Source organism: Mycobacterium sp. IS-1264, from assembly GCF_001954195.1.
GTDB lineage: Bacteria > Actinomycetota > Actinomycetes > Mycobacteriales > Mycobacteriaceae > Mycobacterium.
In genome coordinates this window covers 1-14,097 of the sequence record NZ_MBES01000062.1, presented here as the reverse complement: position 1 = coordinate 14,097, position 14,097 = coordinate 1, and the positions used below count along the sequence as shown (strand labels likewise).

At 67.7% G+C, this 14,097-nt stretch carries 13 protein-coding genes and 2 pseudogenes; 12 read left to right on the top strand and 3 right to left on the bottom strand.

The window, feature by feature from the left end; all coding sequences use genetic code 11:
* Positions 1-6: 6 nt before the first annotated feature.
* A complete protein-coding gene (locus tag A5744_RS13820; protein ID WP_076061875.1) occupies positions 7-1,512 on the bottom strand; it encodes a serine/threonine-protein kinase in 1,506 nt (501 codons plus the stop codon).
* A gap of 52 nt (positions 1,513-1,564) precedes the next feature.
* Here A5744_RS13820 and A5744_RS13815 point away from each other — a divergent pair, with 52 nt between their 5' ends.
* The 3 genes from A5744_RS13815 to A5744_RS13805 are packed head-to-tail and all read left to right on the top strand — an operon-like array spanning position 1,565 to position 4,397.
* Positions 1,565-2,413 carry an AraC family transcriptional regulator gene (locus tag A5744_RS13815; RefSeq protein ID WP_076061873.1) on the top strand — a complete coding sequence of 283 codons (849 nt, stop codon included), beginning with the start codon at positions 1,565-1,567 and terminating at the stop codon, positions 2,411-2,413.
* A gap of 7 nt (positions 2,414-2,420) precedes the next feature.
* Complete coding sequence (locus tag A5744_RS13810; protein WP_076061871.1) at positions 2,421-3,245, top strand: SAM-dependent methyltransferase; 825 nt, start codon at positions 2,421-2,423, stop codon at positions 3,243-3,245.
* Positions 3,246-3,305: 60 nt separating this feature from the next.
* A complete protein-coding gene (locus A5744_RS13805) occupies positions 3,306-4,397 on the top strand; it encodes a calcium:proton antiporter (protein WP_076061869.1) in 1,092 nt (363 codons plus the stop codon).
* 30 nt (positions 4,398-4,427) lie between these two features.
* On the opposite strand, the gene A5744_RS13800 is transcribed toward A5744_RS13805, so the two are convergent.
* The gene (locus A5744_RS13800; protein WP_076061867.1) at positions 4,428-4,892 is read right to left on the bottom strand and encodes a peroxiredoxin; all 465 of its coding nucleotides are present in this window, start codon (positions 4,890-4,892) and stop codon (positions 4,428-4,430) included.
* Positions 4,893-4,943: 51 nt separating this feature from the next.
* On the opposite strand from A5744_RS13800, the gene A5744_RS13795 reads away from it, so the two are divergent.
* From A5744_RS13795 to pyk, 9 genes and pseudogenes are all read left to right on the top strand, one after another.
* Positions 4,944-6,494: an anthranilate synthase component I gene (locus A5744_RS13795; RefSeq protein WP_076061865.1), complete on the top strand. Its 1,551-nt coding sequence runs from the start codon at positions 4,944-4,946 to the stop codon at positions 6,492-6,494.
* Complete coding sequence (locus tag A5744_RS13790; protein ID WP_076061863.1) at positions 6,487-7,155, top strand: TIGR02234 family membrane protein; 669 nt, start codon at positions 6,487-6,489, stop codon at positions 7,153-7,155. The genes A5744_RS13795 and A5744_RS13790 overlap by 8 nt, the downstream gene beginning before the upstream one ends.
* Positions 7,156-7,245: 90 nt before the next feature.
* Positions 7,246-8,064: an indole-3-glycerol phosphate synthase TrpC gene (gene trpC / locus A5744_RS13785; protein ID WP_076061861.1), complete on the top strand. Its 819-nt coding sequence runs from the start codon at positions 7,246-7,248 to the stop codon at positions 8,062-8,064.
* Positions 8,065-8,122: 58 nt separating this feature from the next.
* The gene (gene trpB, locus A5744_RS13780; RefSeq protein WP_076061859.1) at positions 8,123-9,388 is read left to right on the top strand and encodes a tryptophan synthase subunit beta; all 1,266 of its coding nucleotides are present in this window, start codon (positions 8,123-8,125) and stop codon (positions 9,386-9,388) included.
* On the top strand, positions 9,385-10,197 hold the full coding sequence (trpA, locus tag A5744_RS13775) for a tryptophan synthase subunit alpha (protein ID WP_076061857.1): 813 nt from the start codon (positions 9,385-9,387) through the stop codon (positions 10,195-10,197). The genes trpB and trpA overlap by 4 nt, the downstream gene beginning before the upstream one ends.
* On the top strand, positions 10,194-12,089 hold the full coding sequence (locus A5744_RS13770; RefSeq protein ID WP_076061855.1) for a prolipoprotein diacylglyceryl transferase: 1,896 nt from the start codon (positions 10,194-10,196) through the stop codon (positions 12,087-12,089). The genes trpA and A5744_RS13770 overlap by 4 nt, the downstream gene beginning before the upstream one ends.
* Positions 12,090-12,184: 95 nt before the next feature.
* Positions 12,185-12,577, top strand: coding sequence for a TM2 domain-containing protein (locus A5744_RS13765; protein ID WP_076061966.1), 393 nt, complete (start codon positions 12,185-12,187; stop codon positions 12,575-12,577).
* A 34-nt stretch (positions 12,578-12,611) separates the two neighbouring features.
* A complete protein-coding gene (locus tag A5744_RS13760; protein ID WP_240563042.1) occupies positions 12,612-12,989 on the top strand; it encodes a DUF2752 domain-containing protein in 378 nt (125 codons plus the stop codon).
* Between the two features lie 58 nt (positions 12,990-13,047).
* A pseudogene (gene pyk / locus A5744_RS13755) lies at positions 13,048-14,037 on the top strand (pyruvate kinase); the annotation flags it as partial.
* On the opposite strand, the pseudogene A5744_RS25045 reads toward pyk, so the two are convergent.
* Positions 14,022-14,097: pseudogene (locus A5744_RS25045) on the bottom strand (hypothetical protein); the annotation flags it as partial. The pseudogenes pyk and A5744_RS25045 overlap by 16 nt on opposite strands.

Genomic DNA, 14,097 nt, shown 5'->3' with positions numbered 1-14,097 from the left:
TGGGGGCTAGCTGGGTGCAACGTCCAATCCGTTGGCGGCCGCTATCGCCGCCCGGGCCCATTCGTGGCGGAAGACGGCCGGGGAGATCCGGTCGCGGCGGATGAGCTCGACGTCGATGGCCTTTCCGGCGAGCACCGCGTTGGGCACCCGGAACGAGAAGGCCGTTTCATCGGTGGCGATGGCGAGAATCGCATCGGCGTCGGTGAAACCGTTGGCGCGCATGGTGTCCTCGGCCCACCGCATTGGCTTGAGGCCGCCGAAATTCCTGACGTAGACCACCCACAGCCGGGTGCCGCGACCGTCGTAGAGCCTGGTGAGCGCCCGCTGCACGGCGTCGGACTCGAGCGGGCCGAGCACACCCGATTGGTCGGTGAGTTGGCTGGTGAGCTTGATGGCCGCGGTCGCGGGGGCGGTGCTGGTGGGCGGCGGCGCCACGGAACGCGAATGCGTATCGCTGGTGGGCTGGTGGGAGTGGTCGCGGACCAGACGGACGCCGACGAGTATCGCCAACCCGACCAGCGCGACGGCAACGATCGCCGCTATCGACGTCGCCGTTCGCCGGCGGGTGCGCGGTTTGGCCGCCGGGGGTGCTTCGCTTCGGGGCGCCGCGATCACTTCCGTCGGTGCGGCAATGACTTCCGTTCGGCCCGCCGCCTCGGCGCCGGTCTTTAGCTGGCTGCCGAGCGCCGCCGCGAAATCCGAGCACGTGGCGTAACGGTCGTCGGGTTTTTTGGCGAGCGCTTTGGCCAGGGCGCCGTCGAGGTCGGCCAATTCGGGCCGGCGCTCACTGACGTGCGGCGGCGGGGTGGACAAATGCTGGGTGATGACGACCGCGGGGTTGGAATGATGAAACGGGGCGGAGCCGGTCAGCAGGTTAAAGGCGGTGCAGCCCAGCGCGTACTGGTCGGCCCGGCCGTCCAGATCCGCACCCTGCAATTGCTCCGGCGCGCAGTAGGCGGTCGTCCCCACCAGCATGTTGGTCGCGGTCAGGCCGCTGATCTCGCCGAGTTCCCGGGCGATGCCGAAATCGGCCAGCAGGATCCGTCGGCGGGGCGCGGCCTCGGTCAGCAGGATGTTGGAGGGCTTGACGTCGCGATGCAGCAGCCCGCGCGAGTGGGCGTAGTCGAGCGCGTCGGCGACGGCCGAAATGATCTCGAGGACTTGACTTTTCGGCATTCCCGACGGGTGCTGGGTGCGCAGCAGCTCCGCGGCGTCGGTCCCCTCCACGTAGTCCATCGAGATCCACAGTTGGCCTTGGTATTCGCCGCGATCGTGGATGCCGACGATGTGCTCGTGATACAGGTTCGCGGCCAGGTCGGCCTCGCGGTTGAAGCGTTGGCGGAATTCGTCGTCCGCGGTCAGTTCGCGGGGCAGGATCTTCAACGCGTCGCGGCGGGGCAGCCGCGGGTGCTGCGCCAGATACACCTGGCCCATGCCGCCGGCCCCCAGCCGCCGAACGATCGTGTAGCCGGCGAACACCTCGCCCTCGGCTAAGCCATCGCTTTGCGGCATGTGAGCATGCTACTGAGGTTTCGAATGATCGACGGGGAAGGACTTGCCCGAGGTGGACCGGCCCGCGCTGTATCGACCGAAACCGCCCCTGGCCGAGTATGTCGAATTCTTCGGGCACTGGCGACACCGCGGGTCCACCTACCGAAGCCGAGCGCTGCCGCGCGGCGCGGCCACCATCATCTTCGACGTCGGGCGGCGCCAGCGGCTGGACTTCTACACCGCCGACGGCACCCGCCTGGCGGTTCCGCCCGCGATCGTCATCGGGCCGCACCGCGCGTCGTACATCACGGACATCGCGGCCGACGAACCGGTTATCGCGATCCACTTCCGTCCCGGCGGCGCGTTTCCGTTTTTCGGCATCCCGCAGGGCGACCTGGAGGATGCGCGCGTAGGCCTCGATGAAATGTGGGGGCGCGACGGGCGTGAGCTGCACGAGCGCTTGATCGAGGCCCCGTCGCCGGCCGACGGTTTCGGCGTCCTCGAGGATTTTCTACTGCAACGCGCGCGGTTCAACGTGCGCCGCCACCCGGGTGTGGCCGCCGCGATGGCGGCGATCGAAACCGATCCCTCCCGTCAGATGGCGGAGGTCCGGCGTTTGGCGGGGCTGTCGACCAAGCGGATGATCGGGATGTTTCGGGCCGAGGTCGGCCTGGCGCCCAAGGCGTATGCGCGGGTCCGTCGACTGCAGGCGGTGCTGCGCCGGCTCGACGCGGGCGCGGAGCGCGGCGCGCGCGTCGCGGCCGACACCGGCTACTTCGACCAGGCGCATTTCGTGCGCGAATTCCGGTCGTTCACCGCGATGACGCCGACGCAGTACCGAAGTCAGCCCATCGTGTTGCCCAGCCACGTCCCGACGGAGCGGCACAAATATCCAAGACGGCCGGCGCCGGCACGCCGATGATCGGAGCATGGACAACACCAAACACGCGGTAGCGGCCACCGGATTGCTCACGGCGGCGATGCGCGCCGAAGAAACCGCCCGCGACGATCGGCTTTTCACCGACCCGTTCGCCGAACGGCTGGCGGGCGACGACGGCCGGCAGTTGCTCGCCGACGCCGTCGCCGCCACCGGCCAGGCCTCGGCCGAGATCATCATCCGCACCCGGTTCTTCGACGAGGCGCTCGCCGCCGCGCAGCGCGATGGGCTGTCGCAGGTGGTGATCCTCGCCGCGGGGATGGACGCCCGCGCGTATCGCCTGCCGTGGCGCCCGGCCACCACCGTCTACGAAGTGGACCAGCCGCACGTCATCGCGATGAAGGAGGAGCGACTGGCCCGCGAATCGCCCCGCTGCCATCGGGTTGCGGTCGGCGTCGATCTGGCCAACGACTGGCCAAAAGCCTTGCGCTCGAAGGGCTTCGACCCGTCGGGGCGGACGGCCTGGCTCGTCGAGGGATTGCTGCAATACATCGACGCGTCGGCCGTCGACACCCTGTTCGCGCGCATCGACGCGTTGTCGGCCCCGGGCTCTGTGCTCCTGTACGACGTCGTGGGCCGGACGCTGTTGGAGGCGCCGTTTCTCGAGTCGACGCTGCAGTACATGCGGCAACTGGGCGCACCGTGGGTCTTCGGCACCGACACCCCGGGCGCCCTCGCCGAGGACCGCGGCTGGACGGCCGTCGTCACCGACGTGGCCGAACCCGGCAGCAGGTGGAATCGGTGGGAGCACCCCGTCGTGCCGCTGGACGTGCCCGGCGTGCCGCGCGGCTACTTTGTGACGGCGACCAAGCCCTGACGTCGCCGTCGAGTGGCCTGGGAAGGCGGCCGCCGCGGACTTCGATGACAATGGCGGGCGATGTTGAGACGCGTGTCGTGGACGGTGGTGGTACCGCTGCTCGCCCTCGGCACGATGGCGGTGATGTGGGGCCGGGAACTCGAGCCCGTCACGGTCGCGCTCGAGGCGGCGCTGCTGACCGGCGCGGTGCTGGCCGCCGTTCATCACGCGGAGGTGGTCGCCCATCGGGTCGGTGAGCCGTTCGGGTCGCTGGTGCTCGCCGCGGCCGTGACGATCATCGAGGTGGCGCTCATCGTCGAGCTGATGGCGTCCGGCGGCAACGAGGCGGCGACGCTGGCCCGCGACACGGCGTTCGCCGCGCTGATGATCACCACGAACGGGATCGCCGGCCTGTCACTGCTGCTGGGTTCCCGCCGCTACGGCGTGACGCTGTTCAACGCCGAAGGCAGCGGAGCGGCGCTGGCCACGCTCACGACCCTGGCGACGCTGAGCCTGGCGATTCCGGCGTTCACCACCAGCCACGAGGGCAAGGAATTCTCGCCCGGTCAGCTCGCCTTCGCCGCGGTCGCGTCATTGCTGCTGTACCTGCTGTTCGTGTTCACCCAGACCGTCCGGCACCGCGACTTTTTCCTGCCGATCGCGCAGAAGGGCCAAAAACGGCGGTTCGAGGACGAAAGCCACGCCGACCCGCCGAGCAGCAGGGAGTCGTGGACCAGCCTCGCCCTGTTGGTCGTGGCCCTGGCGGCGGTGGTGGGTCTGGCCGAACAGGAGTCGCCGATCATCGAGCGCGCGGTGACAGCGGTCGGATTTCCGCAGACGTTCGTCGGCGTGGTGATCGCCGCGCTGGTGCTGTTGCCCGAGACGCTTGCGGCGGTGCGCGCGGCGCGGCGGGGCCGCATCCAGATCAGCCTGAACCTGGCCTATGGCTCGGCGATGGCCAGCATCGGGCTCACCATCCCGGCCATCGCGCTGGCCTCCGTGTGGCTCAAAGGGCCGCTGGTGCTCGGCCTGGGCGCCACGCAGTTGGTGCTGCTGGCGCTGACGGTGGTGATCAGCATGTTGACCGTGGTGCCCGGCCGCGCCACCCGCCTGCAGGGCGAGGTGCATTTGGTGCTGCTCGCGGCTTACGTGTTCCTGGCGATCATCCCGTAAAAGCTAAGGGCCGCAGGCAATCTCGCCGAGCTATGCCGACGACCGGGCCCGCAGCGTGGCCAGCGCCTTGTCGGCGTGGGTTTCCATGCTCAATTCGCTGGAGATCACGTCGAGCACGGTGCGATCGGTGTCGATGACAAAGGTCGTTCGCTTGACCGGGATCAACTTGCCCAGCAGACCGCGCTTGACGCCGAATTGCTTGGCGACGGTGCCCTCGGTGTCCGAGAGCAGCGGGTAGTCGAAGTGCTGCGAGTCGGCGAACTTGGCCTGCTTCTGCACGGGATCGACGCTGATGCCGACGCGGTTCGCGCCCACCGCGGCGAATTCCGCGGCCAGGTCGCGGAAGTGACACGCCTCCTTGGTGCAGCCGGGCGTCATCGCCGCGGGGTAAAAGAACAGGACCACGGGTCCATCGGAGAGCAGCGCGCTGAGCTTGCGTGGCGTGCCCGTCTGATCGGGAAGTTCGAAGTCCGCCACGCTGTCACCAGTTTTCATGGCGTCAGGCTACGCGCGAGCCGCTGACCCCGTATCTGGGAGGATGGTTCAGTGCACGCCCACCTCGCCGACGCCATCTCCCGAGAGGACTTTCGCCAGCTCGCGGCCGAGCACCGTGTGGTTCCCGTGACCCGCAAGGTCCTGGCCGACACCGAGACGCCGCTGTCGGCCTATCGCAAACTCGCCGCCGATCGCCCCGGCACCTTCCTGCTGGAATCCGCCGAGAACGGTCGGTCCTGGTCGAGGTGGTCGTTCATCGGCGCCGGATCGCCATCGGCACTGACCGTGGCCGACGGCGAGGCCGTGTGGCTGGGCACGGTCCCGCAGGACGCACCCACCGGGGGCGACCCGCTGGACGCCCTGCAGGCCACGCTCGAGCTGCTGGCCACGGCCTCCCCCCACGAAATCAAGCCGGGGCTGCCGCCGCTGTCGGGCGGCATGGTCGGCTTTTTCGCCTATGACCTGGTGCGGCGCCTGGAACGGCTGCCCGAGCTGGCCGTCGACGACCTCAAACTCCCGGACATGCTCCTGTTGCTGGCCACCGACCTGGCGGCGGTCGACCACCACGAGGGCACCATCACGCTGATCGCCAACGCGGTGAACTGGAACGGCACCGACGAGCGCGTCGACGAGGCCTACGACGACGCTGTCGCGCGCCTGGATGTGATGACCGCGGCGCTGGGCCAGCCGTTGCCCTCGACGGTCGCCACCTTCAGCCGGCCGGAGCCGCGCCACCGGGCCCAGCGCACCGTCGAGGAATACGGCAAAATCGTCGACTACCTGGTCGAGCAGATCGCGGCCGGCGAAGCGTTTCAGGTGGTGCCCTCGCAGCGCTTCGAGATGGACACCGATGTCGATCCGATCGATGTCTACCGCATGCTGCGCGCAACCAACCCCAGCCCGTACATGTATCTGCTGCACGTGCCGAATAGCGAAGGGACGACTGACTTTTCGATCGTCGGGTCCAGTCCGGAGGCGCTGGTCACTGTCACCGAGGGCCGGGCGACAACGCACCCGATCGCCGGGACCCGGTGGCGCGGCCAGAACGACGAAGAGGACCAGCTGCTGGAAAAGGAACTGCTGGCCGACGACAAAGAACGCGCCGAGCATCTGATGCTGGTCGACCTCGGCCGCAACGACCTCGGCCGGGTCTGCACGCCGGGGACCGTTCGGGTCGAGGATTACAGCCACATCGAACGCTATAGCCACGTCATGCACCTGGTGTCGACCGTGACCGGGATGCTGGCCGACGACCACACCGCCCTGGACGCGGTGACGGCCTGCTTCCCGGCCGGCACGCTGTCGGGCGCGCCGAAGGTGCGGGCCATGGAGCTGATCGAAGAGGTGGAGAAGACGCGCCGCGGCCTCTACGGCGGCGTGGTCGGCTACCTCGACTTCGCCGGCAATGCCGACTTCGCGATCGCCATCCGCACCGCGTTGATGCGCGACGGCACGGCGTATGTCCAGGCGGGCGGTGGGGTAGTGGCCGACTCCAACGGGCCCTACGAATTCACCGAGGCGACCAACAAGGCGCGCGCGGTGCTCAATGCGATCGCCGCCGCCGAGACGCTGACCGCGCCGGACGTGGGCCGCAATGGCTGATGCCCGGCGGGCCCGGCTGACGATCCGGGTAGCCCAGTTGCTGCTGGTCATCGCCGCCGTGGCGCTGTGGGTGGCGTCGCGGCTGCCGTGGGTGGTGATCCGGTCGTTCGACGGGCTGGGCCAGCCGAAGGAGGTGAGCCTGCCCGGCGCGTCGTGGTCCACGGCACTGCTGCCGTTGGCGCTGCTCATGCTGGCGACGGCCGTCGCGGCGCTGGCGGTGCGCGGCTGGCCGCTACGGGTGCTGGCGGGGCTGCTGGCGGCCGCGAGCCTTGCCGTCGCGTATCTGGGCGTGAGCCTGTGGGTGATCCCGGATGTGGCGGTGCGCGGAGCCGATCTGGCGCACGTGTCGCTGATGTCGCTGGTGGGCAGCGAACGGCGCTACTGGGGCGCGGGAATCGCGCTGCTGGCCGCGGTGTGCACTCTGGTCGCCGCGGTTCTGCTGATGCGCTCGGCTTCGGTCTTGGGTTCGGACCGACTGGGCGCAACAAAATATGCCTCGCCGGCGACACGTCGCTCAAATGCGCTACGCGGAGACGCTGACTCGGCGATGCTGGAGGAGCCGGAGACGCCGGAGATGTCGGAGCGGATGCTCTGGGACGCGCTCGACGAGGGCCGCGACCCGACCGATCGGCCCCGCGAGTCCGACACCGAGGGTCGGTGACGGAGCGCAAGCCGACGGTCGCTACCCTTCATTGACGTCGTCGAAATCGGCTGTAGACCGTGCGTGACCGTGGGAAGGGAAACGACAGGTATGAGTCCGGCAACCGTGCTTGACTCCATCCTCGAAGGAGTCCGGGCCGACGTTGCCGCGCGCGAAGCGCTTATCAGCCTGTCCGAAATCAAAGCGGCCGCCGCGGCCGCGCCACCACCGCTCGATGTGATGGCCGCGCTGCGCGAGCCCGGCATCGGCGTCATCGCCGAGGTCAAGCGGGCCAGTCCGTCGGCGGGTTCACTGGCGACCATTGCCGATCCGGCAAAACTGGCCCGTGCCTACGAAGATGGCGGCGCCCGCATCATCAGCGTGCTGACCGAGGAACGTCGTTTCAACGGCTCCCTCGACGACCTCGACGCCGTACGGGCCGCGGTCTCGATCCCGATATTGCGCAAAGACTTTGTGGTGCAGCCATATCAGATCCATGAGGCGCGAGCGCACGGCGCCGACATGTTGTTGCTCATCGTCGCCGCGTTGGATCAGTCCGCGTTGGTGTCGATGTTGGACCGCACCGAATCGCTTGGCATGACAGCGCTTGTCGAAGTGCACACCGAACAAGAAGCCGACCGGGCATTGAAGGCCGGCGCCAACGTGATCGGTGTCAACGCGCGCGATCTCGCGACGCTGGAAGTGGACCGGGATTGCTTCGCACGGATCGCTCCGGGGTTACCCAGCAACGTGATCAGGATCGCCGAGTCGGGCGTGCGTGGTACCGGAGATCTTTTGGCGTATGCCGGTGCGGGCGCCGACGCCGTCTTGGTCGGTGAGGGTCTGGTCAAAAGCGGCGACCCGCGCGCCGCGGTCGCCGACTTGGTCACCGCGGGAACCCATCCGTCCTGTCCGAAACCGGCTCGCTAGGCGTTGACGAGCACGAAACGTTGAACCCGATGAGCCGCCCCCGCGTTGAGTATTGGTGATGGCAGATCTAACCCGCCCGGAGCTTCCGCTTCCGAGCGCGGCCATCGCAGAACCCACCCGCCACGACCCCGATTCGGGTGGTCATTTCGGCGTGTACGGCGGCCGGTATGTTGCCGAGGCGCTGATGGCGGTGATCGAAGAGGTCACCGCCGCCTACGAAAAGGAACGCGTCAACCCGGACTTCCTGGACACCCTCGACGAGCTGCAGGCGAACTACGCCGGGCGGCCGTCACCCCTGTATGAGGCCACTCGGTTCAGCGAGCACGCAGGTTCGGCGCGTGTCTTCCTCAAGCGAGAAGACCTGAACCACACCGGTTCTCACAAGATCAACAACGTGCTCGGTCAAGCCCTGCTGGCCAAGCGAATGGGCAAGACCCGGGTGATCGCCGAGACCGGCGCCGGTCAGCACGGCGTGGCCACCGCCACCGCGTGCGCCTTGCTCGGCCTCGATTGCGTGGTCTACATGGGCGCCATCGATACGGCGCGTCAGGCGCTCAACGTCGCGCGGATGCGAATGCTGGGGGCCGAGGTGGTCTCGGTCGAGACCGGTTCCCAAACCCTCAAGGACGCCATCAACGAGGCGTTCCGTGACTGGGTTACCAACGCCGAGAACACGTACTACTGCTTCGGCACCGCGGCAGGGCCGCATCCCTTCCCGACCATGGTTCGTGATTTTCAGCGAGTCATCGGGCTGGAGACGCGCGCGCAGATCCAGGCTCAGGCCGGCCGGTTGCCCGACGCGGTCGTGGCCTGCGTGGGTGGCGGATCGAACGCTATCGGCATCTTCCACGCGTTTCTCGATGACCCCGGTGTGCGCCTCGTCGGGTATGAGGCGGCGGGCGACGGCGTCGAGACCGGCAGGCACGCAGCGACATTCACCGGCGGGTCGCCGGGCGCGTTTCAGGGATCGTTTTCCTACCTGCTGCAAGACGAGGACGGCCAGACCATCGAATCCCATTCGATCTCAGCGGGTCTGGATTATCCGGGGGTGGGTCCCGAACACGCGTGGCTCAGGGAAACCGGACGCGCCGAATACCGGCCCATCACCGATTCCGAAGCGATGGACGCCTTTCGGCTGCTGTGCCATACCGAGGGCATCATCCCGGCCATCGAATCCGCGCATGCGGTCGCGGGCGCCCTCAAGCTGGGCAAGGAGCTGGGACGGGGCGCGATCATTGTGGTGAACCTGTCGGGTCGCGGCGACAAGGACGTCGAGGTGGCTGCCAAGTGGTTCGGCCTGCTGGGCGATGCGGGCGCGCAATGACCGTGGAACAAAGCGAAGCAAGCAGGCTTGGGCCGCTGTTTGAGTCTTGCCGAAAGGATAACCGGGCGGCGCTGATCGGGTACCTGCCCACCGGGTACCCGGATGTGCCGACTTCCCTGAAGGCGATGACCGCGCTCGTCGAATCCGGTTGTGATCTCGTCGAAGTGGGGGTGCCGTATTCGGATCCCGGGATGGACGGTCCCACCATCGCCAGGGCCACCGAGGCCGCATTGCACGGGGGAGTGCGGGTGCGCGATACGCTCGCCGCGGTTGAGGCGATTGCCTCGGCCGGTGGACGCGCCGTGGTGATGACCTACTGGAACCCGGTGCTGCGCTACGGGATTGATGCGTTCGCGCGGGACCTGACGTCGGCGGGTGGGCACGGGCTGATCACCCCCGACCTCATTCCCGACGAGGCCCAGCAGTGGATCGCGGCGTCCGAAGAGCATCGGTTGGATCGCATCTTCCTGGTGGCGCCCTCGTCGACGCCGCAGCGGTTGGTGACCACGATCGAGGCCTCGCGCGGATTCGTTTACGCGGCATCGACAATGGGCGTGACCGGGGCCCGCGACGCGGTGTCGCAGGCCGCGCCCGAATTGGTGAGCAGGGTTCGGGCGGTGTCGGACATACCCGTCGGCGTGGGCCTGGGGGTGCGATCGCGCGAGCAGGCCGCGCAGATCGGAAGTTACGCCGACGGTGTGATTGTCGGTTCCGCGTTGGTGTCGGCGCTGGGCGACGGATTGCCGAGGCTGCGCGTCCTGACCGAGGAACTCGCCGAGGGTGTGCGACAGGGGGAGTCCGCGTCATGACGATGTTGCCCACCTATTTCCCGAGCCCGTCGCAGGGCGTCTGGCACTTGGGCCCGTTGCCAATTCGCGCCTACGCGCTGTTCATCATCGCCGGCATCGTGGTTGCGCTGGTGATCGGCGATCGGCGTTGGGTGGCTCGTGGTGGCCAGCGCGGGGTGATCTACGACATCGCCCTGTGGGCGGTGCCTTTCGGATTGATCGGCGGCAGGCTCTATCACCTGGCCACCGATTGGCGGACTTATTTCGGGCCGGGCGGAGCCGGGCCCGCTGCGGCCCTGCGAATCTGGGATGGGGGCTTGGGCATCTGGGGCGCGGTGGCCCTCGGCGCCGTCGGCGCGTGGATCGCATGCCGGCGCCGCGGAATTCCACTGCCGGCCTTCGCCGACGCCGTTGCTCCCGGAATCATCTTGGCGCAGGCCATTGGTCGGCTCGGGAATTACTTCAACCAGGAGCTCTACGGGCGGGAAACCACTCTGCCGTGGGGTCTGGAGATCTTCTACCGTCGCGATCCCGCGGGATACATCGATCCGCATTCGCTCGACGGTGTGTCGACCGGCCAGCTGGCGCTGGTCGTACAGCCGACGTTTCTGTACGAATTGATTTGGAACGTACTGGTATTCGTCGCATTGATCTATCTGGACCGCCGATTCAGCTTGGGCCACGGGCGGTTGTTTGCGGTCTACGTGGCGGGCTACTGCGTCGGGCGATTCTGTGTCGAGCTGCTGCGCGACGACACGGCCACCCACATCGCGGGGATCCGAATCAATTCGTTCACATCGACGTTCGTGTTCATCGGGGCGGTGGTTTACCTCGTTCTGGCGCCGAAGGGCCGCGAGGATCCCGAGAGCCTGCGCGGCACCGAGTACGTCGACGAGGAGTTGCCCGAAGCCGAAGCCGAGCCCGCGGATGAGCTCGCCGCTGTCGCGTCGGCGTCCGGGGCGGTTACCGGTGCGGCCGCGGATGCGGAAACGACTGATCTCGAGAAAGCCTCCGATTCCGAAGCCGCCGAAGAGGAGAGTGTCGAACCTGAAGCCGCCGAGCCGGAAACGGTACAGACTCAGGCCGCTGCCGAAGGCGACGAGGCCGGGGACGAGGAAGCTGAAGCCGAGGAAGCTGAAGCCGAGGAAGCTGAAGCCGAGGAACCTGAAGCCGAGGAAGCTGAGGACGAAGAACCTGAGGCGGAGGCCGAGGCTGAGGCCGTCGAACCTGAAGTCGCGGACTCGGAAACGGTAAAGACTCCGGTTGCTACTGAGGGCGAGGAAGCTGAAGCCGAGGAAGCTGAGGTCGAAGAACCCGAGGCGGAGGCCGAGGAGGCTGAGGACCAAGAGGCTGAAGGCGAGGAGGCTGAGGACCAAGAGGCTGAAGACGAAGAGCCTGAGGCTGAAGTCGCAAAGGCCGAGACCGAAGAGCCTGAAGCCGGGGAGGTCGAGGCTGAGGCTGAGCCGGAATCCGCGGATGCCGAAGCGCCGGAGGCCGTAACCGACGAATCCGAAAGCACCGAACCTGAAGTCGCGGAGGCCGAGGCAGCCGTTGCGGAGGCGGAAGCGGAAACTGCGGAGCCCGACGACGCGGAGGCGGAAGCGGTCGTGACCGAGGCCGCGGCAGCCGAAGCCGAGGAGCCTGAAGCCGAAGAGCCCGAAGCCGAAGAGCCCGAAGCCGAAGAGCCCGAAGCCGAGGAGCCCGAAGCCGACGACACCGAGGCCGACGAAGACCCCAAATCCGAAGAGCCGCAGGCAGAGTCGGAATCTGAGGAGCCGCAAGCAGAGGACCGAGAAGACGCGGAGGAACCCGCGGCGGAGGAACCGGCAGACGCCGATGTTGCGGCGGAAGCCGAGTCCGGCTCCACTCGGCGGCGCCTGCGCTTTCGGCTTCGCAACCGAAGGGGCCGTTGAGGTCAATCCTCGTCCAACGTCGAGTCGTTGCGCGAGATGTGTGGATTTCCGCCCAACGAGTCGACGTTGGCGCACCAGTGGGGCATGCTGAGGACGTGACTGATCAGCCGTGGCACGACGCTGGGTCCGACCCGGCGGCGCAACCGCCGCCTCCGCCCGCGCCGGGATATCCACCGCCCAATCCGCAATATCCCGCGCCCGGCCCGTACTACGACCCGACCGCGCCCTTCGGCCGCCATCCGGTAACCGGACAACCGTTCTCGGACAAGTCGAAGACCACCGCGGGCCTCCTGCAGCTGCTCAGTTTGGTCGGCGTCGGCGGGATCGGCCGCTTCTACATCGGTGACGTCGGCGTGGGCGTCGCCCAGCTGCTGGTGGGCTGGCTCACCTGCGGGGTCGGGCTGATTTGGAGCATCATCGACGCGATTTTGATATTGACCGACAAGGTCCCCGACCCGCAGGGTCGCCCGCTGCGCGATGGAACCTAATCCCGCTTCCCCGACCCTGAGCCGCCGTCATCGCATGTATGCCGCCGCCGGGGGTGGCGCGCTGCTTGCCGGCGCACTCGGCTACGTGGGCTTCGTCGACCCGCACAACACACACTCGTTGTATCCGCAGTGCCCGTTCAAGTGGCTCACCGGCTGGAATTGCCCCTTCTGCGGCGGGCTGCGGATGACGCACGACCTGCTGCACGGCGACCTCGTCGCCACCGTCAACGACAACCTTTTCCTGCTGATCGGTATCCCGGCGCTGGCCGGATGGATCGTGCTGCGCCGGCGTCAGGGGCGGCCCTGGCTCTCGGTGCCCGCGGTGGTGACCGTCGTCGTCGCGGCGGCGGTGTGGACGGTGACCCGCAACCTGCCTGGATTTCCACTGATCCCGACGATTCTCAGCGGGTAACAGTGGCGCCACCGTCGGGTCATCCCGATAACAAAGAGCACGACTATGCTGGGTCGCCGTGAGTAGACGCGGAAAGATCGTCTGCACCCTTGGTCCTGCAACCGAATCGGACGAGTTGATCCTGGCGCTGGTCGAGGCCGGAATGGACGTCGCCCGAATGAACTTCAGCCACGGCGACTACGCCGACCACAAAGCCGCCTACGACCGGGTACGGGCCGCCTCGGACGCGACCGGCCGCGCGGTCGGCGTGCTGGCCGACTTGCAGGGCCCCAAGATCCGGCTCGGGCGCTTCGCCACCGGGCCGACCTACTGGGCCGACGGTGAAACAGTCCGGATCACCGTCGCCGACTGCGAAGGCAGCCACGACCGGGTGTCGACCGCCTACAAGAAATTGGCCAAGGACGCCGTCGTCGGTGACCGGATTCTGATCGACGACGGCAAGGTCGGGCTGGTGGTCGAGGACATCGACGGCGACGACGTGGTCTGCACCGTCGTCGAAGGCGGCCCGGTGAGCAACAACAAGGGCATGTCGCTCCCCGGCATGAACGTGTCCGCCCCCGCCCTGTCGGAGAAGGACATCGAGGATCTCACCTTCGCGCTGAACCTCGGCGTCGACCTCGTCGCGCTGTCTTTCGTGCGCTCGCCGTCGGATGTCGAGCTGGTCCATGAGGTGATGGATCGGATCGGGCGCCGGGTGCCGGTGATCGCCAAGCTCGAAAAGCCCGAAGCCGTCGACAATCTCGAGGCCATCGTGCTGGCCTTCGACGCCATCATGGTGGCCCGTGGCGACCTGGGCGTCGAGCTCCCCCTGGAAGAGGTTCCGCTGGTGCAGAAGCGGGCCATCCAGATCGCAAGAGAGAACGCCAAACCCGTCATCGTGGCGACTCAGATGCTCGACTCCATGATCGAGAACTCGCGACCCACGCGCGCCGAGGCCTCTGACGTCGCCAACGCGGTGCTCGACGGCGCCGACGCGCTGATGCTGTCCGGCGAGACCGCGGTGGGCAAGTACCCGTTGGCGGCCGTGCGTACGATGTCGCGGGCGGCGTAGGAAATCACGCCGCGCTTGGTGCGCGGCACATGCGTCAACGGCGGAGCGGCCGTGGAA